Origin of the sequence: Gallionella capsiferriformans ES-2 (genome assembly GCF_000145255.1) — a bacterium.
Lineage (GTDB): Bacteria > Pseudomonadota > Gammaproteobacteria > Burkholderiales > Gallionellaceae > Gallionella > Gallionella capsiferriformans.
In genome coordinates this window covers 488,111-512,352 of sequence record NC_014394.1, presented here as the reverse complement: position 1 = coordinate 512,352, position 24,242 = coordinate 488,111, and the positions used below count along the sequence as shown (strand labels likewise).

General features: G+C 52.6%; 28 protein-coding genes. 10 read left to right on the top strand and 18 right to left on the bottom strand.

Translation table 11 applies throughout. From position 1 onward, the window contains the following. Genes GALF_RS14760 through GALF_RS02365 form a run of 3 tightly spaced genes read left to right on the top strand, consistent with a single transcriptional unit; the run spans nt 1 to nt 2,686 of the window. Nucleotides 1–1,548, top strand: coding sequence for a bacteriohemerythrin (locus GALF_RS14760; protein WP_013292456.1), 1,548 nt, complete (start codon nt 1–3; stop codon nt 1,546–1,548). Continuing rightward, complete coding sequence (locus GALF_RS02370) at nt 1,545–2,372, top strand: alkaline phosphatase family protein (protein WP_013292455.1); 828 nt, start codon at nt 1,545–1,547, stop codon at nt 2,370–2,372. Before GALF_RS14760 ends, GALF_RS02370 begins: the two co-directional genes overlap by 4 nt. Further along, nucleotides 2,372–2,686, top strand: a complete 315-nt coding sequence (locus tag GALF_RS02365) for a DUF167 domain-containing protein (RefSeq protein ID WP_013292454.1) — start codon at nt 2,372–2,374, stop codon at nt 2,684–2,686. Before GALF_RS02370 ends, GALF_RS02365 begins: the two co-directional genes overlap by 1 nt. 46 nt (nt 2,687–2,732) lie before the next feature. Here GALF_RS02365 and GALF_RS02360 read toward each other — a convergent pair whose 3' ends face one another. Genes GALF_RS02360 through GALF_RS02340 form a run of 5 tightly spaced genes read right to left on the bottom strand, consistent with a single transcriptional unit; the run spans nt 2,733 to nt 6,711 of the window. Next, the gene (locus GALF_RS02360; RefSeq protein WP_013292453.1) at nt 2,733–2,987 is read right to left on the bottom strand and encodes a YfhL family 4Fe-4S dicluster ferredoxin; all 255 of its coding nucleotides are present in this window, start codon (nt 2,985–2,987) and stop codon (nt 2,733–2,735) included. Nucleotides 2,988–3,032: 45 nt separating this feature from the next. Beyond that, complete coding sequence (coaD, locus tag GALF_RS02355; RefSeq protein WP_013292452.1) at nt 3,033–3,515, bottom strand: pantetheine-phosphate adenylyltransferase; 483 nt, start codon at nt 3,513–3,515, stop codon at nt 3,033–3,035. Next, nucleotides 3,512–4,075 carry a 16S rRNA (guanine(966)-N(2))-methyltransferase RsmD gene (gene rsmD, locus GALF_RS02350; protein WP_013292451.1) on the bottom strand — a complete coding sequence of 188 codons (564 nt, stop codon included), beginning with the start codon at nt 4,073–4,075 and terminating at the stop codon, nt 3,512–3,514. Before rsmD ends, coaD begins: the two co-directional genes overlap by 4 nt. Next, entirely contained in the window at nt 4,041–5,363 is a 1,323-nt protein-coding gene (locus tag GALF_RS02345; protein WP_013292450.1) for a M16 family metallopeptidase, read from the bottom strand. Before GALF_RS02345 ends, rsmD begins: the two co-directional genes overlap by 35 nt. After that, complete coding sequence (locus GALF_RS02340) at nt 5,353–6,711, bottom strand: M16 family metallopeptidase (protein WP_013292449.1); 1,359 nt, start codon at nt 6,709–6,711, stop codon at nt 5,353–5,355. Before GALF_RS02340 ends, GALF_RS02345 begins: the two co-directional genes overlap by 11 nt. A gap of 105 nt (nt 6,712–6,816) precedes the next feature. Between GALF_RS02340 and ftsY the strand changes: the two genes are divergently transcribed. The 5 genes from ftsY (at nt 6,817) to rpoH (ending at nt 10,679) form a co-directional block, all read left to right on the top strand. Then, a complete protein-coding gene (gene ftsY / locus GALF_RS02335; RefSeq protein WP_013292448.1) occupies nt 6,817–7,782 on the top strand; it encodes a signal recognition particle-docking protein FtsY in 966 nt (321 codons plus the stop codon). Beyond that, nucleotides 7,779–8,480: a cell division ATP-binding protein FtsE gene (gene ftsE, locus GALF_RS02330; RefSeq protein WP_013292447.1), complete on the top strand. Its 702-nt coding sequence runs from the start codon at nt 7,779–7,781 to the stop codon at nt 8,478–8,480. Before ftsY ends, ftsE begins: the two co-directional genes overlap by 4 nt. Continuing rightward, entirely contained in the window at nt 8,477–9,382 is a 906-nt protein-coding gene (gene ftsX, locus GALF_RS02325; protein ID WP_013292446.1) for a permease-like cell division protein FtsX, read from the top strand. The genes ftsE and ftsX overlap by 4 nt, the downstream gene beginning before the upstream one ends. 107 nt (nt 9,383–9,489) lie before the next feature. Continuing rightward, on the top strand, nt 9,490–9,675 hold the full coding sequence (locus GALF_RS02320) for a hypothetical protein (RefSeq protein ID WP_013292445.1): 186 nt from the start codon (nt 9,490–9,492) through the stop codon (nt 9,673–9,675). A 149-nt stretch (nt 9,676–9,824) separates the two neighbouring features. Continuing rightward, on the top strand, nt 9,825–10,679 hold the full coding sequence (rpoH, locus tag GALF_RS02315; RefSeq protein WP_013292444.1) for an RNA polymerase sigma factor RpoH: 855 nt from the start codon (nt 9,825–9,827) through the stop codon (nt 10,677–10,679). A 50-nt stretch (nt 10,680–10,729) separates the two neighbouring features. Here the strand turns inward: rpoH and GALF_RS02310 are convergent, their stop codons facing one another. The 9 genes from GALF_RS02310 to GALF_RS02270 are packed head-to-tail and all read right to left on the bottom strand — an operon-like array spanning nt 10,730 to nt 19,040. After that, nucleotides 10,730–11,116, bottom strand: a complete 387-nt coding sequence (locus tag GALF_RS02310) for a ClpXP protease specificity-enhancing factor (protein WP_013292443.1) — start codon at nt 11,114–11,116, stop codon at nt 10,730–10,732. Further along, nucleotides 11,113–11,709: a glutathione S-transferase N-terminal domain-containing protein gene (locus tag GALF_RS02305; protein ID WP_041937936.1), complete on the bottom strand. Its 597-nt coding sequence runs from the start codon at nt 11,707–11,709 to the stop codon at nt 11,113–11,115. The genes GALF_RS02310 and GALF_RS02305 overlap by 4 nt, the downstream gene beginning before the upstream one ends. Before the next feature lie 7 nt (nt 11,710–11,716). After that, on the bottom strand, nt 11,717–12,730 hold the full coding sequence (locus GALF_RS02300; protein ID WP_013292441.1) for a hypothetical protein: 1,014 nt from the start codon (nt 12,728–12,730) through the stop codon (nt 11,717–11,719). Between the two features lie 11 nt (nt 12,731–12,741). Continuing rightward, on the bottom strand, nt 12,742–13,296 hold the full coding sequence (locus GALF_RS02295) for a c-type cytochrome (protein ID WP_013292440.1): 555 nt from the start codon (nt 13,294–13,296) through the stop codon (nt 12,742–12,744). Continuing rightward, complete coding sequence (locus GALF_RS02290; protein ID WP_013292439.1) at nt 13,293–13,823, bottom strand: DUF3341 domain-containing protein; 531 nt, start codon at nt 13,821–13,823, stop codon at nt 13,293–13,295. Before GALF_RS02290 ends, GALF_RS02295 begins: the two co-directional genes overlap by 4 nt. 2 nt (nt 13,824–13,825) lie before the next feature. Then, entirely contained in the window at nt 13,826–15,190 is a 1,365-nt protein-coding gene (gene nrfD / locus GALF_RS02285; protein WP_013292438.1) for an NrfD/PsrC family molybdoenzyme membrane anchor subunit, read from the bottom strand. Between the two features lie 37 nt (nt 15,191–15,227). Beyond that, nucleotides 15,228–16,082: a 4Fe-4S dicluster domain-containing protein gene (locus GALF_RS02280; RefSeq protein ID WP_013292437.1), complete on the bottom strand. Its 855-nt coding sequence runs from the start codon at nt 16,080–16,082 to the stop codon at nt 15,228–15,230. Nucleotides 16,083–16,085: 3 nt separating this feature from the next. Next, complete coding sequence (locus GALF_RS02275; protein WP_223293720.1) at nt 16,086–18,344, bottom strand: molybdopterin-containing oxidoreductase family protein; 2,259 nt, start codon at nt 18,342–18,344, stop codon at nt 16,086–16,088. 6 nt (nt 18,345–18,350) lie between these two features. Beyond that, complete coding sequence (locus tag GALF_RS02270; protein WP_013292435.1) at nt 18,351–19,040, bottom strand: cytochrome c3 family protein; 690 nt, start codon at nt 19,038–19,040, stop codon at nt 18,351–18,353. Between the two features lie 298 nt (nt 19,041–19,338). Here GALF_RS02270 and GALF_RS02265 point away from each other — a divergent pair, with 298 nt between their 5' ends. Further along, nucleotides 19,339–19,965, top strand: coding sequence for a hypothetical protein (locus GALF_RS02265; RefSeq protein WP_013292434.1), 627 nt, complete (start codon nt 19,339–19,341; stop codon nt 19,963–19,965). Here GALF_RS02265 and GALF_RS02260 read toward each other — a convergent pair. Next, the gene (locus GALF_RS02260) at nt 19,962–20,708 is read right to left on the bottom strand and encodes a Nif3-like dinuclear metal center hexameric protein (RefSeq protein WP_013292433.1); all 747 of its coding nucleotides are present in this window, start codon (nt 20,706–20,708) and stop codon (nt 19,962–19,964) included. The genes GALF_RS02265 and GALF_RS02260 overlap by 4 nt on opposite strands. A gap of 43 nt (nt 20,709–20,751) precedes the next feature. Between GALF_RS02260 and GALF_RS02255 the strand changes: the two genes are divergently transcribed. After that, nucleotides 20,752–21,903, top strand: coding sequence for a trypsin-like peptidase domain-containing protein (locus GALF_RS02255; RefSeq protein WP_013292432.1), 1,152 nt, complete (start codon nt 20,752–20,754; stop codon nt 21,901–21,903). A 2-nt stretch (nt 21,904–21,905) separates the two neighbouring features. Here the strand turns inward: GALF_RS02255 and GALF_RS02250 are convergent, their stop codons facing one another. The 3 genes from GALF_RS02250 to tatB are packed head-to-tail and all read right to left on the bottom strand — an operon-like array spanning nt 21,906 to nt 24,242. Further along, nucleotides 21,906–23,162, bottom strand: coding sequence for a mechanosensitive ion channel family protein (locus GALF_RS02250; protein ID WP_013292431.1), 1,257 nt, complete (start codon nt 23,160–23,162; stop codon nt 21,906–21,908). A 4-nt stretch (nt 23,163–23,166) separates the two neighbouring features. Further along, nucleotides 23,167–23,910, bottom strand: coding sequence for a twin-arginine translocase subunit TatC (gene tatC, locus GALF_RS02245; protein WP_013292430.1), 744 nt, complete (start codon nt 23,908–23,910; stop codon nt 23,167–23,169). Further along, entirely contained in the window at nt 23,910–24,242 is a 333-nt protein-coding gene (tatB, locus tag GALF_RS02240; RefSeq protein WP_013292429.1) for a Sec-independent protein translocase protein TatB, read from the bottom strand. Before tatB ends, tatC begins: the two co-directional genes overlap by 1 nt.

Below are 24,242 nucleotides of genomic sequence, written 5' to 3'. Positions count from 1 at the left end.
ATGAACAAAGAAGAAGGCATGCTGGCCATCAGCAAACTAGTGTTCGAACTGACAATCACCAGCACCACCACGGCCGATCTGGATATCTTGCTGCAGCGGCTATTCTCCATTCTGGACAGTTACTACGACCTGCAACTCGAAGCGCGCGGTGCCATCCTGCTGCTCAATCCACGCGGACGTTATTTCCAGGTCGCACAATTCGGCATGGATCCGGCATGGACCAACAAGATGCGCTGGGATGCGCCTGCCTTCACCCGCCCGCACATTAGCGCTCACTGCCTGCTCCAAGACTCGCTCCCCTCACTTGAATTACCAACCCCAGCGCATATGTTGTTGCTGCCTTTGCATATCGAAGGCAAAGGACTCGGCTATACCGTGTTATTTGTGCCAGAAAATTACCTGATGAGCGAAACGCACTGCGAATTCATGGAAGATTTAGCGCGTGCCCTGTCGAGTCTGGTTAACCGTGCGCTGACCAATGAGATACTACGCATCCGCAAACTTGAACTTGAAGAGTCTCGCGCCGATGTCATCCGCAGTCTTGGGGTCGCATCCGAATATCGAGACAACGAAACCGGCTTGCATATCATGCGCATGACTAATTTCGCGCAGGCGATTGCCAAATCGCTCGGCATTCCTGATGCGCAGCGCGAATTACTGTATATCGCAGCGCCGATGCATGACGTGGGAAAAATCGGCATCGCGGATGCGGTTTTGCTCAAACCCGGCAAACTGACGCCGGAAGAATTCACGATCATGAAGACGCACACCGATATTGGCGTCACCATTTTAGAAGGCAAGGACGAATTGATCGCGGCTGCACGCGACATTGCCGGCTGCCATCACGAACGCTGGGATGGCAACGGCTACCCGAACGGACTGGTAGCTGAACAAATTCCGTTGCTCGCCCGCATCTGCGCGGTGGCCGATGTGTTTGACGCGCTGACTTCATCACGCCCGTACAAAACAGCCTGGACGGTCGAAGACGCCTACAACTGGGTCATCTCCGAGTCAGGCAAGCATTTTGATCCTGCCGTGGTCGCGGCCTTCGATGCGGCGATGCCCGATATTCTGCGTATCCGCGAACTCTACCGTGACGACATTATTGACCCGAAGCAGGTACTCACACTGCCGCCTATCCGGCGGCGTGAAAATGCCTGGATTCCCTGGGATGAGAAACTCAGCATCGGTATTGACGTCATCGACGAGCACCATCGCTATTTATTCGATTTAATCAATGACCTGTACGAAGTCGTCGCCAACAAACGCGGCGCACGGGAAGTCGCACGGCTCATCAAGTCGCTCGACGCCTATGCAAAAATCCACTTCCGCGCAGAAGAGCAGATGATGAATCACTATGCGTACACCCGCATCGATCGCCAGCTTAGCCAGCACCATGCCTTCGAGGAGAAAATAGCCGAATTTTACGAGGAGTTGCATGACAATCCCTTCGTTGCACAATTCGATGCACTCGCTTATCTGCGCGAGTGGCTGATACACCACATTCTCGTCGAAGATATCCAGTTAGTCGAACTAACCCGAAAATGAAACGGCGATCTCTGTTCGTCCTCCTGCTATTGACGGCCACTGCTACACAGGCTGAAAATCTGCCGCGTCCCGATCATGTCGTTGTGGTCATCGAAGAAAATCGCGGCTATTCGCAGATCATGGCCCCCCTCAAAGGCGACTCCTACATCCACGCCCTAGCCCGCCGCGGCATGCTGTTCACGCAGTCCTATGCGGTCGCACATCCCAGCCAGCCGAATTATCTGGCCTTGTTTTCAGGTTCTACGCAAGGCAGCCGTGATGATGCCTGCCCGATGAGTTACGCGGGGGAAAATATTGCCAGCTCATTGATTAACCATAAATTAAGCTTTTCCAGCTTTTCTGAATCACTCCCGTCGGCGGGTAGTACGGTGTGCTGGGCAGGCGGCTATCAGCGCAAACACAACCCCGCAGCAAACTGGCAGGACAACCGTTTGCCGCCTTCGGTCAACCTGACCTTTAATGATTTTCCGCAGGATTATTCCCAGCTTCCCACACTCTCCTTTGTCATCCCCGACCAGCGTAATGACATGCATGACGGCAGCTATTTCACCGCTGACGAATGGCTTAAAAAACACATCGATCCCTATGTGACTTGGGCTTTCAAACATAATAGTCTGCTGATTCTGACCTGGGATGAAGACAATGGCTCAGAGGGGAATCGGATTGTCACGCTCCTGGTCGGCCCGATGGTCAAGACGGGCACCAGCGCGCAGCGTATAAATCACTACAACGTACTGCGCACCCTGCTCGACTTTTATGACCTTCCCGCGTTCAATGCCAGCCTCGATGCGGAGCCGATCAAAGGCGTCTGGCTCAAACGCTGATGCCTTTATTTGATAAGCAAGTTCCTCCCTTTTATCGTTGGGAAGGCGACACACTGATCCTCAACGTGCTGGGTCGCCCGAATTCAAAACAGGATGCGATAGGCCGCGTAATCGGCCATCAGCTTGAGGTCTATGCGGCGGCGGTACCCAGACGCGGTGGTGCAACGGCCCATATGGTGCAGTATCTGGCGAGCATATTTTCCGTACCGGAACACGCCATCACCGTCGTGTTCGGCGAAAAAAATGTCAACAAACAGCTCAGAATCGAATCACCCGGCAAACTGCCTTCAGTCATTCAACGCGCCAAAAAATAAAAAAGACCGCTGTGAGCGGTCTTTTTAATCTACACATGCCTGATCCCTAGCGCTTGGCGGCCATCAGTTTTTCATACTTAGCCTGCAACTGTGCATTGTTTTCCACATGCGCAGGATCTTTAGGTATGCAATCGACAGGACACACTTCAACGCATTGCGGGGTGTCGTAATGCCCCACGCATTCAGTACATTTATTCGGGTCAATTTCGTAGATGGTATCACCTTGCGAGATAGCGTCATTCGGGCATTCAGGCTCGCATACGTCGCAGTTGATACATTCATCGGTAATTAACAGTGCCATACTTTTCTCCTCTTGATAATCAATCTAAATCGATATTAATAATTTTTACAGGACGATACCGTTCTTTTGCTGCAACCGGACGGCCACTGAGGGCGAGACAAACTTGCCAACATCACCGCCAAAACGCGCCACTTCACGCACCATGGTAGCGGAAATAAACGTGTATTGCTCGGCCGGCGTCAAAAATAACGTTTCCATTTCCGGATACAAATTGCGATTCATCCCCGCTAACTGAAACTCATATTCAAAATCTGATGCCGCCCGCAAACCGCGCAGCACCACGCGCGACTGCTGCGACTGTACGAAACTCATCAACAAGCCATCGAAACCCTCGACGCGCACATTGTCATAGTTTGAAAAAACCTCACGCGCCATCTCGACGCGCTCTTCCAGCGTAAACAGGGTATTCGCACGACTTTTAGCCACCGCAACGATGACCTCGCCAAACAAACCGGTGGCACGCCGCACCACATCCTCATGGCCGCTGGTGATCGGATCAAACGTACCCGGGTAGACAACCTTTATCATGTATTCAATCCTATCAATTGATACCAAACCTGTCCGGCTTTGCCGGACTTGATGACCTGCCAGGGCAATGGCACGTCGATCGCGCCGCCCGACTCGACATAAACCACCCCGCTCGCAGTCAGGCGCGGCGGTAAAACTTGTAACAAACGAGGCAGAAAATCGCTGGCAAAAGGTGGGTCAAGAAAAATGACGTCATAACAGGCCGTATCACGCCGGACGAATTCTAGCCCATCTTGATGGCGCAGGGATACATTAGCACAGGCTAACTTATCGGAATTATTCTGCAAGGCACGAAATACCGGCAGGCTTTTTTCCAGCATCAGCACATGTTCCGCACCGCGCGAGGCCGCTTCGAAACCCAGCGCACCGCTACCGGCAAATAGATCGAGGCAGCGCCTGCCATACAGTGTTTGTCCCAACCAGTTGAATAGCGTCTCGCGTACACGATCCGGTGTCGGCCGCAAACCGTCCGCATCCGGGAAAGTAATGACACGGCTGCGCAGTTCGCCGCCGCCTATTCTGACCTTATTGATGATCGACTCCTTCCGGCGCTCCGACAATGACCGTCGCCATCCGTTCAGGCTGAATATGTCGCGCAAAGGCCTCGTGTATCTGACGCGCCGTGACGCGCTCGACCCGGCCTGTAAAATCATCCAGATAGCTGAGCGGCAAATCGTAAAAGCCGATGACCGACAGATATTCCAGAATTTTTTTATTGCTGTCGATGCGCAACGGGAATCCGCCGACGATATTCTGTTTTGCAGCAAGCAGCTCCTTTTCGGTCGGGCCTTTAGCGACAAAATCACTTAGCGTTTTACGCACCAGTTTGAGCGCATCATCAGCCTGCGCCTTCTTGGTCTGCAAACCTATCTGGAAAGCGCCCTGCTGTTTGAGCGGCATAAAATAACTGTACACGCTGTACGCCAAGCCGCGCTTCTCGCGCACCTCGTTCATCAGGCGTGACACGAAACCGCCACCACCCAGAATATAGTTACCCACATACAGCGGGAAATAGTCCGGATCGCTGCGCGACATCCCTGGCGCCCCGATCAGAATATGGCTCTGAGTGGCAGGATGAGGAATACGCAGCTCCGATGCCTGAATCTGCATCTCAACTTGCGGCTGTGCGGACGGCTCAACGCCAGCCGGCAATTCACCCGTCAGCTGCTGTGCAATGGCATCGGCCTCTGCACGCGTGACATCCCCCATGATGGCCACCACCGCCTGACCTGCTGCATAATGGGCCCGGTAAAAATCCTGCAAATCCTGCACCGTGATTTTCTCGACGCTGGCGATTTCTCCCGACACTTGTAAGGCGTAAGGATGTGCGCCATAGATCGCCTTTTGAAAGGCACGGCCCGCAATAGACTCCGGCTTCGTTTCAGCTTCCTTGAGTGCTGCAATCAACCGCGCTTTTTCGCGCGCCAGTATCGCCTCCGGGAATACCGGGTGCTGCAACACGCGCGCCATAATTGACAACGCCCGTTCCCGCTCGAACGGCTGGCTCAAGGTGCGCAAGGTCACACTGGCCCTATCCTGATCCAGGCCGCCGGCCAGTTGCGCGCCAATATCGGCCATGCCGCTGGAAATCGCATCCTCAGTCATGCCTTCTGATCCCAAATCCAACAGGCCATGCACCAGCCCCGCCACACCGCCTTTCGCCACGGTGTCAAAGCGACTGCCAGCCGACAAACTCACGGCCACATCCAGCATCGGAATATCGTGATTTTCCACGAATAGAACCTTAGCGCCGCTTGCGCTCTGCCAGTACTGAATTACGGGCGTCGCCTGCACCATCGAAATGGCGCAACACAACGCGACCGCACAAATTAAATTTTTAATGAACATGAAGCGCTCCAGTTTGTTTCGGTTTGCCCGACAGCGGCTGAGGATCGAGCACGGCGACCGTCAAATTGTCGTCTTGCAAAAATTCGCGAGCCACTTCGCTCACTTGTTCGGCCGTGACCGCCTGCAATTTTTCCAGCATCACAGGAATTGAACGGTACCCAAGACCAATAGACTCCATCTGGCCGATCTGCATCGCCTGATAGAACACGGAATCGAGCTTGTAGACTTCACCTGCCAGCACCTGCGCTCTGACACGCTGCAATTCCTCCGCACTCACCCCGTCTTTGATCAGCTGTTCGATTTCGGCACGCAAGGCCGCTTCCATCTGCACGATGCTCCGCCCTTCACTCGGTGTCGCCTCCAGCGTAAACACCCCGGGGCCACGGGAGGCCGAGTCATACCCCGCCGCCACGCTGCTCGCAACCTGCTGCTCGCGCACCAGATGCTTATTCAGACGCGCCGAATCATTGCCGCTTAGCACGCCGGCTAGCATCTCAAGGGCATAGGGCTTCCAGTCCTGTTTTGGATCGATAATATTCGGCGCATGAAAGCTCATCACCAGCAGCGGCAACTCGGCGGGCGCCTTGACCACCATACGCTTGATACCCAGCTGCACAGGCTCCGTATACACGCGGCGGGGTGGCTGCAGCTGTTTAGGAATTGATCCGTAATAGCGCTCAGCCAGCGCAAATACCGCAGGCGCTGCCACGTCGCCTGCCACAACCAGCGTGGCATTGTTAGGTGCGTACCATTTTTTATACCAGTCACGGGCATCCGCCACCGTCATCTGCTCCAGATCGCTCATCCAGCCGATCACCGGATGCTGGTACGGATGTTCAACATACACCGCAGCCGTCATTTTTTCCTGCAGCAAAGCATGAGGCTCATCATCGGTACGCATACGGCGCTCTTCCATGACGACTTTAATCTCTTTAGCGAACTCAGCTGCCGACAAATCCAGGTTATGCATGCGGTCGGCTTCGAGCTTCATGGCCAGCGGCAGTTTAGATTTATGCAACTGCTGAAAATAGGCCGTATAGTCGTTGCTGGTAAAGGCATTTTCACGCCCGCCGGCCGCAGCAATGCGGCGCGAAAATTCACCGGCCGGCACGCTTTTGGTGCCTTTAAACATCAGGTGTTCCAGTACATGGGCCACGCCCGTTTTTCCGGTGAGCTCGTCCATGCTGCCGGCCTTGTACCAGATTTGCTGAACCAGCACCGGCGCGCGATGATCTTCTCTTACGATCACCTTCAAACCGTTAGCAAGCGTCTTCTCGAACACCTCTGCTCCGACCGCAGGTTGCAAGCCAGTCGCGAGCAGCGCAACGCCAAACAGAAAATTCCGCATAATCATTAACCTCAGAACGCCTAATCGGCTTAAAATAACGAAGACGGCCACGTTGTGTGGCCGTGCGTATTATGCCCCAACTATTGCCACCGGAACGAATCCATAATGTTTAGTTTTTTAAAAAAGAGCACACCGGCAAAAGCCGAAGAAACCGTCGCTGAAAAGCGCAGTTGGATTGATCGCTTAAAAGCGGGCTTATCGCGTACCGGCAACCAGCTCGCCGACCTGTTCAGCCGCGGCGGAAAAATCGACGATGACCTGTACGAAGAACTCGAAACTATTCTGATCACAGCGGATGTCGGCATGGATGCGACCAATACGCTGCTCGCCGATTTAAGACGCCACGTCAGGGAACACAAACTCGTTGAAGCCGAAGAACTCAAGGCCGGGCTGGCACACTGCCTGCTCAAACTGCTGGGACCGCTGGCTGTGCCACTGCACGCCGAAACGCACAAACCCTTCGTCATCATGATGGTCGGCGTCAATGGCGCGGGCAAAACCACCTCCATCGGCAAACTGGCGAAATATCTGCAGTCGCAAGGGCTGTCGGTCATGCTGGCAGCGGGCGATACCTTCCGCGCCGCCGCGCGTGAGCAACTGATGACCTGGGGCGAGCGCAACAATGTGACCGTGATTGCTCAACAAAGCGGCGACGCCGCTGCCGTAATTTATGATGCCGTACAAGCCGCTCAGGCTCGTAAAATTGACGTGGTGTTAGCCGATACGGCAGGACGTCTGACCACGCAGGCTCACCTGATGGAAGAAATTAAAAAGGTCAAACGCGTCATCGCAAAGGTGCTGCCCGATGCCCCGCATGAAGTGCTGCTGGTACTGGATGCGAATACGGGACAGAACGCATTAAGTCAGGTGAAAGCGTTCGATGCGGCCTTGGGCGTGACGGGTTTGATTTTGACCAAACTGGACGGTACAGCGAAGGGCGGCGTCATCGCAGCGATCGCCAAAGCACACCCGATCCCCGTGCGCTTCATCGGCGTAGGCGAAGGGTTGGATGATCTTCGCCCGTTCGACGCACAGGAGTTTATCGACGCACTGCTGGGGTTGTCTGCATGATTACATTCGACCAAGTCAGTAAGCGCTATCCCGGCGGCATTGATGTCTTAAAAAATGTTTCATTTGAACTGGCCAAGGGCGAAATGGCTTATCTGTCGGGACATTCGGGTGCCGGTAAAAGCACGCTGCTCAAGCTGATCGCAGCGATAGAACGACCCAACAGCGGCACGGTGCTGGTCAACAACCAGAATGTCAGTAAGCTCAAATCCGATGCACTACCCTACCTGCGCCGCAACTTCGGACTCATTTTTCAGGATCACAAACTGCTTTTTGACCGCAACGTATTCGACAATGTGCTGCTCCCGCTGCAAATTTGCGGTTTTGAGCACAAAGAAAGCGCAAAACGTGTCCGCGCTGCGCTCGACAAGGTCGGCCTGCTCAATCGCGAAAAATCCAACCCGATTGCGCTGTCCGGCGGCGAGCAACAGCGTCTCTGTATCGCGCGCGCCATCGTCAATCGCCCCAGCATATTGCTCGCCGACGAACCAACCGGTAATCTGGATGCAGAATATGCCGAAGAAATCATGAATATTTTCAATTCTTTTCATCAAGTCGGCGTCACCTTATTAATTTCGACTCACGATGCAGCCTTACTGCGCGAAACAAATCTGCGCATCATCGAACTCAAGCAAGGTGCGATCCAACCCCACTCGAGATACGCTGCCGATCTGCACGAGACCCAAGGCGTAAGCGCATGAACACACTTTCGACACAACGGGGCGTCATTCGTACCGCCTTTGGCCGCATGTTTGTTTCGCCACTGGCGGGGATCGTCAACATACTTGTAATCGGTATCGCACTGAGCCTGCCGACTGGCATGTATGTGCTTTTGAAAAATGCACAGGGACTTGTCGCCCAACTGTCAGGCTCACCGCAGATCAGCCTTTTTTTGACTATGGACGCGACACCTTACAGTGAAGAGCAAATTCGCAGGCAGCTGAACGATCACCCGAACATCAAGGCTGTTGAGTTTATCTCCCAAACCGATGCGCTCAATGCATTGGGCGAGGAGACAGGCTTGACTGACGTCATCGCAGGACTGGATAAAAACCCGCTGCCTGACGCTTTTGTCGTATCACCCCGCTCCAGCAATGCAAAGCTGCTCGATGAACTGCGTAATGAGCTGCAAAAAATTCAGGGGGTCGATCTCGCACAGCTCGATTCAGCCTGGGCGTACAAACTGGAGGCTTTCCTTGAATTCGCCCATATCGCAGTACTCGTACTCGCAAGCTTGCTAAGCTTAGGTTTAATTGCAATCACCTTCAATACGATACGGCTGCAAATTGTCACGCAACGCGATGAAATCCAGGTTGCAAAACTCATAGGCGCGACCGATGCCTTTATCAGACGTCCCTTCCTCTACTTTGGCGCCATACAGGGTTTACTTGGCGGAATTGCTGCGTGGCTGATTGTCTTGTCTAGCCTGCACCTGCTAAAACAACCGCTGGCAAATTTATCCCTGCTCTACGGCAGCAATTTCGCACTCGAACCGCTCTCGGCAGCTGACAGCGCCTCTTTGCTGCTGTTTTCACTCTATTTGGGCTGGCTGGGGGCATGGCTGTCTGTGGCAAGACACCTGTCGCTGATTGAATCTCGCTAGGTTCAGTTGGCAGCCATGCGAATAAGGTTGACATGACAGGAAATTTTCAGAACAATGACGAGTTCCTGCATCATATATGCAATAAAACAAATAACAGGGAGAGCTTAATGGAAAATTCGAAGTGCAAAGTACTGATACTGCCGTTCATGATCGCTGCTGCACTGTGGTTGATCGGTGGTTTTTTCCTGAGCAAGGAACTGGGTATGATTTGCGTTATTTTCGGTATCGCGATCGCAGGATGGGCCGCTGGCAACATCATGAATTCAGATTGCGAATTATCTGAAGAGAAATAAGCACCTTAAATCTGCTCTACACAACTTGCTGACTGATGCAGTTAGCAAGTTCTAAGTTTTATCCGGCAATACCTAATGCGATACCCAGAGTGAACCTTTACCCATTCAGAAGCTCACAGGCTGCAAATGTTAACTAGGAGGAAATCCCTATGAATATTGCCAACAGCTTACCCATGCCCTCTGCCCTAGGCAGTCTGGACAGTTACATACACCTTGTCAGACGTTACGCAGTCTTGAGCCAGGAAGAGGAATTCGACCTCGCCACCCGCTTTCGCAACGACAATGATCTGGATGCTGCCCGTCAGCTGGTCTTATCCCACTTAAGAGTGGTGGTCAGCGTCGCGCGCGGTTACGCGGGATATGGCCTACCTCAGGCTGACTTGATACAGGAAGGCAATATCGGCCTGATGAAGGCCGTTAAGCATTACGATCCTGAGTTCGGTGTTCGCCTCGTCTCCTTCGCGCTGCACTGGATACGCGCCGAGATCAACGAATTCGTAGTTCGCAACTGGCGGATGGTTAAAATCGCTACCACCAAGGCGCAACGCAAGCTATTTTTTAATCTGCGAAGTTTGAAGCAAGGGCTGGAGTCCCTCAAGCCTAAGCAGATCAGTGAAATTGCCGAACAACTCAATGTCAGCGAGCACGACGTAATTGAGATGGAAGCCCGTTTTGCAGGTCATGAGGTTGCACTCGACCCCGCAGGCTCCGATGACGACGATACCTATGCGCCGATACAATATCTGGCTGACAGCGAAGAGCACGAGCCTTCCAATATTCTGGAGTCATCAGAAGGACTTAGTCTGCGCACCCAAGGGCTGGCACGCGCCTTAGCAAGCCTCGACGATCGCAGTCGACGCATCGTTGAAGCCCGCTGGCTATCAGAAGATCAGAATGCCACACTGCACGATCTCGCCGCTGAATTTAAAGTCTCCGCGGAACGCATCCGTCAGATCGAACAAAAGGCGATGAGTAAAATGCACACTTTCTTATCTGCTAACTAATTTGATGGAAGTTAAGTAATAAAAAAACCGCACAGTGTGCGGTTTTTTTATTACTTAACAATAGACAACTGAGGTTTGCGCGGCAGCGATTTGATTTCCGCTTCTCCTGGGGGAGGCGAATCAGAACCACTCCCCTGAAACACCAGACCCTGCCCCGTCTCTTTGGCAAAAATACCAATTACCGCATCCACCGGCACGATGAGATCAAAAGAACTGCCGCCAAAACGACCGCTGCAAGTAATCCAGTCATTGCCCAGTTCCATATTGCGCACAGCACCCGCGCTCAAGTTCAGGACAATTTCTCCATCCTTCACATAAGCTACCGGTACTTCGGTCCTGCCATTGACCCGTACAGCAAGATAAGGTGTCAAACCGCTGTCAACACACCACTCATGAATGGCGCGTATCAAATACGGACGGGTCGACAAATCACTCACTTGCGCATCGCCCTTTCTGCAGGCGTCAATGAATCGATGAAGCCCTGACGCGAAAACAGACGCTCAGCATATTTGAGCATCGGCGCTGCATCTTTGCCGAGCACAATGCCATAATGATCAAGGCGCCACAACAAAGGCGCGACAGACACATCCAACATCGAAAAATCATTACCCAGCAAGTACTTCTGCTTAGTTAGGATTTGCGATAATTGAGTCAGATTATCGCGTATGCTGGCACGTGCTTTATCCGCGGTCTTGCCGCCCTGCATGATGATATTGACGTTGCTGTACAGTTCCTGCTCGAAACGGAACAGGAACAATCGCGCACGACCTCGCATGACAGGGTCAGCCGGCATCAACTGCGGATGCGGAAAACGCTCGTCGATGTATTCATTGATGATATTAGCTTCAGTCAATACCAGATCTCGCTCAACCAGCACGGGCACTTTTCCGCCCGGACTGATGGCTGCAAGATCTTCGGACTTATCCATCAAGTCAACATCGATTACTTCAAAATCCATACCTTTTTCAAATAAAACGATTCGGCATCGATGGCTGTAGGGGCAAACTGTCCCCGAATACAATCTCATCATTACTCAATTACCCCTTAATTAAACTTCTGGACTGCATATAGCTGCGAACCAGGAAATAGCCGATCAACGCAACCGTACCACCAATCACGATACTGGCTACAATCGGGTAGTTACCCGTGCCAGTTACGCCACCAATCCAAACATAACGTTCGAAAAGCGTGCCGATGATAATACAGATTGCCACTGCATTGATAGCAGTAACATTGTGACGAGGGCCAGGGAAACAAAAAGTAACGAAAGGAACCACAAATTTCAGCACGATCATCGACCACCAGATGAAGGCGTAATCACCATCCTGCATTGCAAAAACACGATCCGTTTCATCCGCGAGATTGCCATACCAAATCGTCAGGTATTGCGCATCAAAGGTGTAAATCCACAGCAAGGTGAACGACAACATCATCTGTGCCATGTAGTTATAAATCTTGTCAGGAACAGGAGTAACCAGCTTACCCTTGGTGTTCATGAAATAGATCCAAACCGTCATAAATGCGAGGAACATACCGAAATTGCTGATGAACTGCTGCAAGCCGTAAATCGCACTGTGCCAGTGAGGTACCAGCGTCATTTCAAAATCCCACGCAACCATCGTGCTGTACAACACGAAGAAGAACGGAATCCATGTGGCGACGGTATGGAAACGCTTAGCATCTTCCGGACTGTTTTCACTGACGGCCTGACGCTGGATGAATACCCAGTACAAAGCCGCCATAAAGATCATACCGACGACTTCGCGAGACATCAGCCAGTGAGGCTGATACCAACCCGGCATGTGCGCCTCATGACCGACAGGCACATCCCACCAAGGGAAGGTGTGAGACCCGCCAACCAGTAGCACGACCAACAATACAAATGCCAAAGGAAACAGTGCGTACAACGACACCGCCAAATGACGGACATTGAAGCGCCACTGTGCGCCGACGAGGTGCAATACAGAACACAATGCCACGCCGCTCAATGCCAGCGACAGCACCACCACGAAACATACCGTCAAAACAGCCCAATTACTATATGCCAACATTTTATAGCCTCCTATTTCGACTGAGCCGCAGCTGTAACCGCAGGACCTTTTTGCATCACTTTACGGATGTAGTTGACTACGTGCCAGCGCTCGGTCGCCGTAAGGTCATTCGCGTAACTTGGCATCACGGCAAGCCCTAAAGACATCACACCAAAAATATACCCATCCGGATAGTCTTTGCTATCCCATGGATGCACATCGTTAGATGAAGTCAGATTCCACGGCTTGTAAGGCAACTTGGTACCCACCAGACCATCACCAGCACCGGACTTGCCATGACAGGGCGTGCAATAGATTTCATACAAACGACGCCCCTTGGCAACCGATGCTTCATCGGCTGCAATAGGATTTGCCATTTTCTTAGCCGCATCAAGATCTTTAACATTCACTGTGGTACCTGCAACCGGCTGCGAACGTTTAGGAAACTGCGCCATACCGGGATTAGCGGCATCGACGCTTTCCTGAGGTTTGATACTGACTTGATTTACCATGTCCTGCGACCAAGGCCATGCCTGGGCGAAGGTTGGCGCCAACAACAATGTAATTGCTAAGGATAATTTTTTCATTTCCCTGCCTCTTCCTGAATTTCCAATGCCTTGTGCTTGGTGAAAATTGCCTTCAGCTCGCTGATCGCAGATTCATCCGCCTCTACCAGAATCGCGATGTTATCGACTGAGACTTTGGTGCTGTACAGCGGAGAGCGTTTTGCTGGCAAACCGGCACAAATCAAAAAGCCAAGAATCGTGATAAATACACCGCCCAGAATGAACATCTCGTAAGTCAATACGAAGTTAGGCGGGAACGGCACGATCGGCTTGCCGCCCTTCAATTGCATATAGAAATTGGCCTGCGCCCCTGAGATCAGGAAAAAACCAAAAATCCCGCCCAGCAATGCACCGATCAGCGTGAACCATTGCACATACACCGGCTTATCACCCAGAAAACGCTCCACTTCCGGGTGCTCAATCGGTGACTTCACGATCATGTCATCATTGACATCAAAGCCCTTGATCGTCGCATTGCGCAATTCCTGAACGACCGCTTCGGCCTCTTCAAAGTTGCCATACAAGGCAAGTAAATGACGTTTACTCATGATTAGTGTGCTCCCTGTTCAGCATTTTCACTCTTTTTCAGATGCAGAGTACGGTGGTAAACCATTTCTTTCACTTCATACATGGATACGGACGGGAACACCTTGCAGAACAAGAGGAACAGCAAAGTAAACCAGCCAAAGCTACCAAATACCATACCCCATTGAACCATCGAAGGCCATTGCTCGTGATCCCAAGTCCATGGATAGTAACCATGAGAGAACGTAGGCGCGACGATCATCCAGCGTTCCAGCCACATCCCCAGATTCAGCAGCAAGGATGTTGCAAACAAAACTGGAATATTGGTCTGGAAGCGCTTGAATGCGAACACCAAAGGTACAACCGAACCGCAGAAAATCATACCCCACCAGAATGGTGCGTAGTTACCGGTCATTTTCTGAATCAGCACGTCTTTCGATACGCCATCGTGGCTGTACCAAACGGACGCAAATTCAACTGCATTCAGATAGGTCCACACCATTGCAATCGCAAAAGTCAGACGCACAATCTTCTTCAGGATAGGCTTGGTCATGTACTCTTCAAACTTGAATACGTAGCGCAGGATGATGAACAGCGTGATGATCGCAGCACAACCTGAGTACAGCGCCCCTGCCACAAAGTACGGCGGGAAGGACGTTACATGCCAGCCCGGCTGTTGCGACATCGCAAAGTCAGACGCCACGATCGAGTGCACCGATACTGCCAGTGGAATCAGGAAACAGGCGATCGTCAGATAAGTAACGCGGAAATTGCGCCATTGACGATCTGTACCTTCCCAACCCAGCGCGAGCAACGTGTACAACTTCTGACGCCAGCCCGGTTGCATATTGTCGCGTGCAATCGCCAGATCCGGAATCATCCCGACGAACAGGAACAATACGGATGAGCTCAAGTAGGTAAAGATTGCCATCGCATCCCACAACAGAGGCGACTGGAAGTTAGGCCAGATACCACGATCATTAGGATACGGCAGTGCATAGTAAAACATCCATAAACGGCCGATGTGAACCATAACGAACAGACCCGCTGTCATCAAGGAAAACGTCGTCATCGCTTCAGCGAAACGATAAATCGGCTTACGCCAGTCAGCGTGCATCAGATGCAAAATGGCGGACAGTAACGTACCGGAGTGACTCATACCGATCCAGAAAATGAAGGTAGCGATGTACAGCCCCCACACTTGCGGATTATTCAGGTTAGCCACGCCCATACCGGTCTGATACTGATAAATTTCACAGCCCACACCGAAACCAAACGCCATTAACGCCAAAAACAGGATCACCCAGTACATTTTTCGCGGGTTTTCCAAACTTTTCATCACGTCCTGGTTAATCTTCGCCCAAGCAATGTCTTCGCGGATATCTCTCATTGTCTTTCCTTAAAGTAATTCTGTTAGCTTAAGCCGACTAAACAGCGCTTTCGCGCACACGTTCCAGATACATCACAGAAGGGTAAGCGCGCAGCTCTTCCAAAATGCGATAACCACGCAATTCGGACGGTGCTTCCCCCTCGTTCTTATCCTGCTTATCCTTAGCCAGCTCAACCTGCTGTGCTGCCCACTGCTTGTGCACACGCGATTCAGGATTAACAATATTGCCAAAGGAAATCGCGCTGGTCGGACAAGCTTGCTGACAAGCCGTCTGCACTTCACCTTCCGCCACGATACGGCCTTCGCCCTTAGCCTTGACCTTAGCCGCTGACAGACGCTGCACGCAGAACGTACATTTTTCCATCACGCCCTTACCGCGAACCGATACGTCCGGGTTGAGCTGCTGCTGCATCTCAGCAGGCCAGACATTGTCGGTGGTTGGATAATCGTACCAGTTGAAATAACGCACCTTGAACGGGCAGTTAGCCGAACAGTAGCGCGAACCGATACAACGGTTATAAATCTGTGAATTCAAGCCGTCTGCAGTATGGTTAGTCGCAGCAACAGGGCATACCGTTTCGCACGGTGCCGCTTCGCACTGCTGACACATCATCGGCAGGAACTGAAAACCCTGATCAGGGAACTCACGGCCGTCTTCATCCCAGTAGCGCTCAACACGCAACCAGTGCATTTGCTGACCATGCTGGAATTTTTCACGCCCAACTACCGGCAGATTGTTTTCTGCATAGCACGCAACGCTACATGCGTTGCAACCGGTACAGGCATCCAGATCAATCGCCATCGCCCATTTATAGGGATCATGCGGCTTGTCATTATTGGGATGCTCGTGCCTGACTTGCGCCCAATTTTCTAATAAATTGCTGACCGACATAACTCAGACCTCCTTCGACAAATCAACTTGATCGGTGGACACACGCGCGGCGATTTTTCTGCCCATTTGCAGAGCACCCGCAGCACCCTCATCCTTGACCACCAGTACGCGCTGACCAGTCTTGCTGATCTTGACGCGCGTTTCGTGCATCGCCAACTCACCCGTTGCAGCCTCGAACACCGCATCCATGATCTGGAATGGATTCACGCCGTAACCCTTGGCATAACGACCCATCGCATCGTGACCGCGACCGACCGGAATCGAAATCGCCTCAGGATGAATTCCCGGGAACAGATAGACCTGCGCCTTAACCGAACCTGTCTTGGAAGTCACCTCAACGATATCACCTTCGACGATACCCAATTCAGCGGCCTTCTTCGGATGAATCTCGACCCATGAATCCCACACGATGGTGGTCAATGGATCAGGGGACTCCTGCAACCAGGGCTGATTGGTATGGCGACCGTCGCGCAAACTCGCCGTGACCCCTGGAATCAGATGCAGCGGGAAATGCTCGTCCGCTTCCGCTTCTGCCGGCAACAGCAAACCCGCAGCGCTGGCATGAGCAGCAAGACTCGTCGTCGTCCCCGCCAGTTTCACGATACCGTTCGTCAGCGTATCGTTCCAGAACGTGTCGTCCTCAACACCGCCGCCACCCAGAGCGCCCTTGTTCTGCAACACAGCGCCACGCAGGTAAGCATAGTAATCTTCAAAGCCCTTGTACTCATCCGCCTTCTTCTGCTTGATCAGACTCAGCAGAATATCGCCCATACCGCGCGTATCGGCATGCAAACGCTCCATCAGCGGTTGCTGAATGTTGATTTGCGCGCCTTCTGTCAGGTATTCAGGTACTTGTGTACCCCAGTCTTCCAATGCGGAATCGAGTGGCAACACCAGATCAGCCTGCAAGGCGGTTTCATCGAGATAATGTGCAAATGCGACCTTGAAGCCGGCCTTTGCAAAGTTATCCTTGAACTTAAACGCGCCGGGTGCGGTAAATACCGGATTAGCTGCGAAGTTAAACACAACCTTGTATTTACCTGCGGCCAGACCATCGTTGAGATTTTTCAGTGCAACGGTATTGCCTTTGGATGGCGCCATCTGCGGGAACGGCACGGAGACAGGCGCTTCGATCGTCTTACCGACATTGCCCAACACCTGATTGAGCAGGTTGATTGCTGCGGCGTTTTGCGAACCGTGCGCATAGCCTTCAGCCGCCGACCCTGCCAATACTAGACTCGGGCTGCGCAGTTTGAGCAGCGCAGCGATCTTATCGATCTGACCTGTCGAAACCCCGGTTTCACGGCTGACACGCGCCTTATCGTACCCCTTAACCAGTTCGGCTACGTCGCCTGTCGCCATACCGAGCGCATTGATGATACCCAACGCCAGTACGCCTTCAGTGCCCGGCTTCACAGCCAGCCAGCGATCCGCATTCGCGCCGGTCAAAGTCATTTTCGACTCGACCTGAATCAGCACGCCGCGCTGACCATTCACGCCCTTGCGGAATTGCGCATATTGCTGCGAGAAGTGCACAGGAGAGACCCAGCTACCCAAAAAGTCCGCACCGAAAGACAACACGACCTGCGCTTTGTCAAAACGGTAGCGCGGCATCTCAACACCGAACGCCTTGACGTTTGCCGCGCGCACCACCGAAGGGGCAATCGCTTCGTAAACGAAATGATTTTTCGTACCGAGACTATCCAGATAATTACCCAGCAGCACTTTAAGATGACCGCTCACACCACCGGACAAGAAGGCGATTTCTTCACCCTGAACCCCGGCAAGCTTTTCAGCGATCAAAGCATAGGCTTTATCCCAGCTAATCGCTTCACCCTTGTTGCCATTGCGCAGCAGAGGCTCACGCACGCGGTCAGGGTTGTAGTGGTGTTGCACACCCGCTTGACCTAAGCCGCACAACTTGCCCTTGTTGATTGCCGAATCCGGATTACCTTCCAGCTTTAACACACGTCCTTCGCGAACGCGGCCGTTAACACTGCAACCTGCGTCACACTGAGCGCAGGTCGAATTGAAATACACGCCGATACCCGGAACCATGTAGTCATTCGCTTCAACGTAGGAAACCACCGTCTCCCGACCGTCTTCAACTGACGTATTACCGCAGCCTGAGAGCGCGACCGCAGCGCCACTCCAGCCCAATACTTTCAGAAAATCACGCCGATCAAACGGGTGCCCGGCCATTTGCTTTACGGAACCACTGTCTATCATCACAGCCTCTCTGGTAAATTCTTTAATTTTCATGGCAGCTTACTTGTGGCACTGCCAGCAATCATTAGGACCACGCGCCTTGGTGTTCGCATCCATAGCCGCTGCCGGCTTCTGGAAACTGTACCAATAGGCCTGACCCGCAATCGGCGTACCGCCTTCAGCCACGACAGGATGATCCTTCTCGTGACAGCTTGCACACCACCCCATCGCCAGCGTTTTTTGACGACGCGCAACGGTCATTTCCTTCACGTCGCCATGGCAATATCCACACGCTTCCTGAACAGGACGATCCTGCTGCTCAACAAAACGCTTGATGTGACGCTCGTGATTGAAACGCACGAAATCAGGCAGATCATGGACTTTCTTCCATGGCACGGCCTTTTTAGCATCCCAATACTTGAACAACTCGACGATACGCGGCTTGTTGCGCACGGATTCGATGTTCTGATGACAGCCGATACATTTTTGCAGCGGCGGAATTCCCGCTACCGCACTGCGACGCGCATAGGTATGGCAATACTGGCAGTTGATCTCCATACCACCCTTGGCAGGATCGCTGGCATCTTTAAGACCGGCATGACGATTATGAGGAAACTCGATAGGCTGCTCAACTTGCGGACCTAAACTGTCCTCGGTTGTAAGCACAGGTTGTGAATTATTGGCCGCGAAACTGCTTGCACCCAAAAACAAACCTACCAGCAAGATAGGAAAACGTAAGAAACGATACATCGTGAGAACTCCCCAAGCAAACAAATGATCCCACGCCTGCTGCTGCAGACATGAACGAACAGTCAAATCGGATTATTTTTGGTGCGATGCGTCGCGATACTTATTATTATCTGCTTTAGTTTTTTAAATCTGCAAAATTAAGGCATCCCGAGCACGGACGAATGATGTCTGGTTTAAAAAATAAAGTCAACACTGATAGTTGCCTACCATTATAGTTCCCCAAAAACCTATATATATTTCTTGGAATTACAGTATTCGCTTATATTCATTACCTGCACAACTTACTAGGATTTATTAAATGAACGAAGAGCAAGCCGTCCTCGATTTTTTTGCAAAACCGGAAAATTTACCCCTTGGCCTGTCCGTTGCCGAGCAAATGGATGAAATCCGCACCCGAATGAATACCTCATTCTGGGATCAACTCTGCCTGCGTCTTGAAAACCGTCTCGCCGCCACCCCATGGCAGGCCCTCACTACTGAAGACCGCAATGCAGCAGGGGTACTGGTCGGCTTGCAATGCAAGCTGCGCATCGAACAGACTCAGAGCCTGTTCCCCATGATGGAGCAGCAATTTTTAGGCGGTATCTGGCGAGTTTTTTTCGGCCTGATGTGGCAGTCCACGCCCACCGTCGAGCAGCTCGCATTACCCGCCGTGGCTGCATTGAAGCAACAGTTACTGGATGCCGGATTCAAACAGAACGAGGCTTTTATGGCATGGCAATGGACGCCTCACTACCCCTTGCGACGTGATTTTTTACAGCGCTTTTCGCTACAACCTGAAGTACTTTTAGACGAAACAGAGGCGATACTCGCCCCGTTACTGATAAGTTACAGCAGTGCCATTGCAGCGGCCAATGCAAGCCTGCAAAACCTCCCGCGCAGCATGACCATTTCGCTCGATCAATTGCGTAGAAAGCGCGATTAAACCGGATTGGCCTGATCGAAGAAGCGGTGTTCTAGATCAAAGCGGCTTGCCAGATGTTCGCCTAATGCCTGTATACCGAGCCGCTCGCTTGCGTGATGCCCTGCAGAGATAAAGGCGACACCTGTTTCGCGGGACAGATGATAACTTTGCTCGGAGATTTCTCCTGTCACAAATACATCGACGCCTTGCGCTATCGCCGCCTCGAAATACCCTTGTCCGCCGCCACTGCACCATGCCGCCCGGTGCAGCATTTTCCCGGCATGCCCTATCACAAGCGGTGCACGCTGCAAGGCGGATTCAATACCAAGCGCAAAATCCGCCAGTGACTGCGACACGTCTAGCGCACCATAACAGGCGATATTCTGTTCACCAAAACGCCCCTGTTCCCGCAACCCTAATGCCGCCGCCAGCCGGGCGTTATTACCCAGTTCCGCGTGTGCATCAAGCGGAAGATGATAGGCCAGCAGACTCACATCATGCTTCAGCAGCTCAGCTATGCGCTGCTTTTTGACTCCCACAATACAAGGGGCTTCATTGCGCCAGAAATAGCCGTGATGTACCAGTATTGCATCTGCGCCCCATGCGATGGACTCATCGATTACCTGTTTTGAAGCCGTCACCGCCGTGGCAATTCGCCTAACTTCACCGCGCCCTTCAACTTGCAATCCGTTCGGGCTGTAGTCCTTGAATTGAGCGGTTTGCAACACGCTTGCGTTATAATCGACCAGTTGATACAGATTCATAACTATTTCCCGAAAATATATATAAGCACTAAGTTATCTTACCATGCGTAAACACTGGCTGTTATTCACCCAAACTGTCACCATCGCTCTGGCGCTGCTGTTCATCGTTCATACGCTGAAACCTGAATTGCTGCCGAGCGCCGCGCGTAACGGCGTAGTCACATTGTATGAAAGTGGCAGCCCTGCTGCAGACGGATCCGCCCCCCTAAAAGGAATGAGCATAGCGGCCAAAAAAGCCATGCCTTCTGTCGTCAATATCTTTACCAGTACGACGATCAAAACGCCCGTCAATCCGTTTCTGGATGATCCCCGTTTCCGCTTCTTTTTCGGCGATCAAGACAGCACGCCCCAGCAAAGTTCCAGCTTAGGTTCCGGCGTTATCGTAAGCTCGGATGGTTTTATCCTGACCAATCACCACGTCGTGGAAGCGGCCGATCAAATTGAAGTCGCCTTAGCCGATGGTCGCAAAGCGCGTGCCCACGTCATCGGATCAGACCCCGAAACAGATCTGGCCGTGATCAAGGTCGAACTTCCCGGCGGCCTCCCCGCCGTCACTTTCGGACACCCTGAAACGGTCCATATAGGCGATATGGTGCTCGCAATCGGCAACCCGTTCGGCGTCGGTCAAACCGTGACGATGGGTATCATCAGCGCGCTCAAGCGCGACCATTTGGGCCTGAATACCTTCGAGAATTTCATCCAGACGGATGCGGCGATCAACCCAGGCAATTCGGGCGGCGCGTTAGTTGACAGCAACGGCAACCTGATCGGTATCAACAGCGCCATTTATTCCCCGAATGGCGGCTCGCTCGGCATCGGTTTCGCCATACCCGCGACTACTGCGAAAAAAACCATGGAGCAAATCATCCAGAATGGGTCAGTCACGCGCGGATGGATAGGTGCGGGCATACAGGAACTCACACCCGCGCTGGTCGAATCCTTCAAGCTGCCTGATGCAAACGGTGTATTGATCACCGAAGTGATACGCAACAGCCCGGCAGAACAGTCCGGCATCAAAACAGCTGACATTCTGCTGTCTATCGACAACCATGCAATTGATAACTGGTCTGCCATGCTCGACACCGTCGCCAATCTGCCGCCCGGGACGATTGCTACGATACAACTATTGCGCGACGGTCATCCCGTGACGACAAAAGTTAAAATCGGCAAACGCCCGAAACCCCGGCCTCAATAGTCTTAAGGCTTGATGCGAACTTCGCGCTGAGGGAATGGAATTTCGATGCCCGACTTTTGGAATTCCCGCCAGATCTCCATATTGATCTTCGAGCGCAGCATCGCCTGAGAAACTTCAGGAGCATCCAGCCATACCAGCAATTCCAGCAAAATTCCGTTGTCTGCGAAGTCAATTAGATTCACGGTCGGCGCCGGATCGCTCATCACGTGTTCTTGCTGCCGGGCCGCTTCCACCATGATATCCATCGCCCGTTCCAGCGGAGTGTTGTATGCCACTTGCAGACTGATCTTGATGCGAATTTTTCGGTCGGTATAGGAGTGATTGCCGAGCGCCTGCGTGATCGCCATCTCATTTGGAATCAAAAACTCGGCCCCGTCCTGACCGCTTAATACCATATAGCGACCCGTCAGACGTGCGACCGTCCCGGTGCGATTATCCAGCGTAATCACATCCCCCAGTCGTATCGATTTATCGAGCAGAATGATAAAGCCGCAGATGTAGTTGCTTGCGATACGCTGCAAACCGAATCCCAAGCCCACGCCCAGCGCGCCGCCGAACACAGACAGCACACGGATATCAATGCCAACCAGTGAGAGTGCAACCAGTACTGACAAGATCAGCAAGGCGCCGCGCACCACCTTGGCCAGCAGCACGCGAGAACTGGACTCCATCTCTTGCATGTCCATGATGCGCGTTTCAAGGAATCGTCCAAGCCACAGGGCTACCAGTACCGTTGCAGCAATCGAAATCAGGCCTTGCAGGATGATCAGCAGCGAAATATGCTGATGACCCGCATTAAAACTCAAACTGTCCATCCCCGCCAACACGGCATCGAGCAAGCCTGTAACATGCAACGCAACACCCAGCCAAGCGAGCATCGCGATAGTGCGCTCCCAAGACCTAAGCTTGGATGAGTTTGAAAAAACCTTGTGCAGTACGTAGACGAGCAAGCGGATAAAAGCCAGCGACAAAAATAGCGGAATTGCCAGCTTGAGCAGTACAAAGGGCGCGTCCAGATATCTGAACACTTCACGCGCAATCAACACCCCAAACAAGTTCAGCAACGGAAATACGATGCGTTTGACACCCCGGATCGCGACGGTCTGTACGGTTTTTGCGGCCAGTAAATTTTTCAGGAACAGCGCATCAAACCACCATGCCAGCAACATAATGGCGGCAATAACACCTAGCTGCCACACAAGATTCACTGATTCGCTGTGCGCGATCAGTTCGATCAGCAAATTAGGCGTGACGGTCATCGCACTAAAAACGACTGCCGAGTTGCACGGGCTTTTCCACCGGACGAGTCCAACTGGCGACGACGATGCCGGCCTCGTACAGCAGCCAAAGCGGCAAGGCTAGCATCAACTGCGAGACGACATCGGGCGGCGTAAAAATTGCACCGATCACGAACGCACCCACGATGATATACGGCCTGATTTCGCGCAATTTTGCGACAGACACGACACCCATGCGCACCAGCAACACGACCGCTACCGGCACCTGAAAAGTAATGCCGAACGCCATAAACATGGACAAGACAAAGCTCAGATACTTATCGATATCGGTCATCACCGCAACGCCGATCGGTGCCGCTGCCGTGACGAAACCGAACACGACCGGAAACACCACGAAGTAGGCAAAACTCATACCGCAAAAAAACAGCACGGTGCTGGCGAAGATCAGCGGCACAATCATACGCTTTTCGTGCTCGTACAGACCGGGGGCAACGAAGCGCCAGACCTGATACAAAATATAGGGCAACGCGATTAAAAATGACGCCATCAACGCGACTTTGAGCGGCACGAAAAACGGCGTCGTGACATCGGTTGCAATCATCTGTCCGCCTTTGGGCAATTTAGCCAGCAGCGGCTGGGCCAGCAGGGCGTAGAGATCAGAGGCCCACGGGAACAGACAGATAAACACCAACAGCAGTGCGATACCAGCGTTCATCAAACGCTTACGCAATTCGATAAGATGGGAGATAAAACTCTCGCTGCTGCTCATCAGGATTCGGGTAACGCCTTAGTTGATTTGACAGGAAGCGGGCTGGCAACGGACTGATTGATCTCTTGCACACCGGCATCAACCGCCTGCCCCGCCTGCTGCATCGATTGCTGCAAGGCGGCGGCTTCCGCCTGAACTTTTTGCTGTAACTGGCGATATTCATCCATCGCCATGTCGCGGGAAATATCGGCTTTAACGCCGTTCACATAACGCTGCGCGCGCCCATACAGATGCCCCAGAGTTCGGGCGACTTTCGGCAGGCGCTCAGGGCCGATGACGACTAGGGCGACCACCATCACGACCATCAACTCGGCGAAACTAAAGTCGAACAT

Coding starts and splice junctions, on each gene's coding strand:
- GALF_RS14760 (WP_013292456.1), top strand. CDS start 1: ATGAACAAAGAAGAAGGCATGCTGGCCATCAGCAAACTAGTGTTCGAA.
- GALF_RS02370 (WP_013292455.1), top strand. CDS start 1,545: ATGAAACGGCGATCTCTGTTCGTCCTCCTGCTATTGACGGCCACTGCT.
- GALF_RS02365 (WP_013292454.1), top strand. CDS start 2,372: ATGCCTTTATTTGATAAGCAAGTTCCTCCCTTTTATCGTTGGGAAGGC.
- GALF_RS02360 (WP_013292453.1), bottom strand. CDS start 2,987: ATGGCACTGTTAATTACCGATGAATGTATCAACTGCGACGTATGCGAG.
- coaD (WP_013292452.1), bottom strand. CDS start 3,515: ATGATAAAGGTTGTCTACCCGGGTACGTTTGATCCGATCACCAGCGGC.
- GALF_RS02345 (WP_013292450.1), bottom strand. CDS start 5,363: ATGTTCATTAAAAATTTAATTTGTGCGGTCGCGTTGTGTTGCGCCATT.
- GALF_RS02340 (WP_013292449.1), bottom strand. CDS start 6,711: ATGCGGAATTTTCTGTTTGGCGTTGCGCTGCTCGCGACTGGCTTGCAA.
- ftsY (WP_013292448.1), top strand. CDS start 6,817: ATGTTTAGTTTTTTAAAAAAGAGCACACCGGCAAAAGCCGAAGAAACC.
- ftsE (WP_013292447.1), top strand. CDS start 7,779: ATGATTACATTCGACCAAGTCAGTAAGCGCTATCCCGGCGGCATTGAT.
- ftsX (WP_013292446.1), top strand. CDS start 8,477: ATGAACACACTTTCGACACAACGGGGCGTCATTCGTACCGCCTTTGGC.
- GALF_RS02320 (WP_013292445.1), top strand. CDS start 9,490: ATGGAAAATTCGAAGTGCAAAGTACTGATACTGCCGTTCATGATCGCT.
- rpoH (WP_013292444.1), top strand. CDS start 9,825: ATGAATATTGCCAACAGCTTACCCATGCCCTCTGCCCTAGGCAGTCTG.
- GALF_RS02305 (WP_041937936.1), bottom strand. CDS start 11,709: ATGATGAGATTGTATTCGGGGACAGTTTGCCCCTACAGCCATCGATGC.
- GALF_RS02300 (WP_013292441.1), bottom strand. CDS start 12,730: ATGTTGGCATATAGTAATTGGGCTGTTTTGACGGTATGTTTCGTGGTG.
- GALF_RS02295 (WP_013292440.1), bottom strand. CDS start 13,296: ATGAAAAAATTATCCTTAGCAATTACATTGTTGTTGGCGCCAACCTTC.
- GALF_RS02290 (WP_013292439.1), bottom strand. CDS start 13,823: ATGAGTAAACGTCATTTACTTGCCTTGTATGGCAACTTTGAAGAGGCC.
- nrfD (WP_013292438.1), bottom strand. CDS start 15,190: ATGAGAGATATCCGCGAAGACATTGCTTGGGCGAAGATTAACCAGGAC.
- GALF_RS02280 (WP_013292437.1), bottom strand. CDS start 16,082: ATGTCGGTCAGCAATTTATTAGAAAATTGGGCGCAAGTCAGGCACGAG.
- GALF_RS02275 (WP_223293720.1), bottom strand. CDS start 18,344: ATGAAAATTAAAGAATTTACCAGAGAGGCTGTGATGATAGACAGTGGT.
- GALF_RS02270 (WP_013292435.1), bottom strand. CDS start 19,040: ATGTATCGTTTCTTACGTTTTCCTATCTTGCTGGTAGGTTTGTTTTTG.
- GALF_RS02265 (WP_013292434.1), top strand. CDS start 19,339: ATGAACGAAGAGCAAGCCGTCCTCGATTTTTTTGCAAAACCGGAAAAT.
- GALF_RS02260 (WP_013292433.1), bottom strand. CDS start 20,708: ATGAATCTGTATCAACTGGTCGATTATAACGCAAGCGTGTTGCAAACC.
- GALF_RS02255 (WP_013292432.1), top strand. CDS start 20,752: ATGCGTAAACACTGGCTGTTATTCACCCAAACTGTCACCATCGCTCTG.
- GALF_RS02250 (WP_013292431.1), bottom strand. CDS start 23,162: ATGACCGTCACGCCTAATTTGCTGATCGAACTGATCGCGCACAGCGAA.
- tatC (WP_013292430.1), bottom strand. CDS start 23,910: ATGAGCAGCAGCGAGAGTTTTATCTCCCATCTTATCGAATTGCGTAAG.
- tatB (WP_013292429.1), bottom strand. CDS start 24,242: ATGTTCGACTTTAGTTTCGCCGAGTTGATGGTCGTGATGGTGGTCGCC.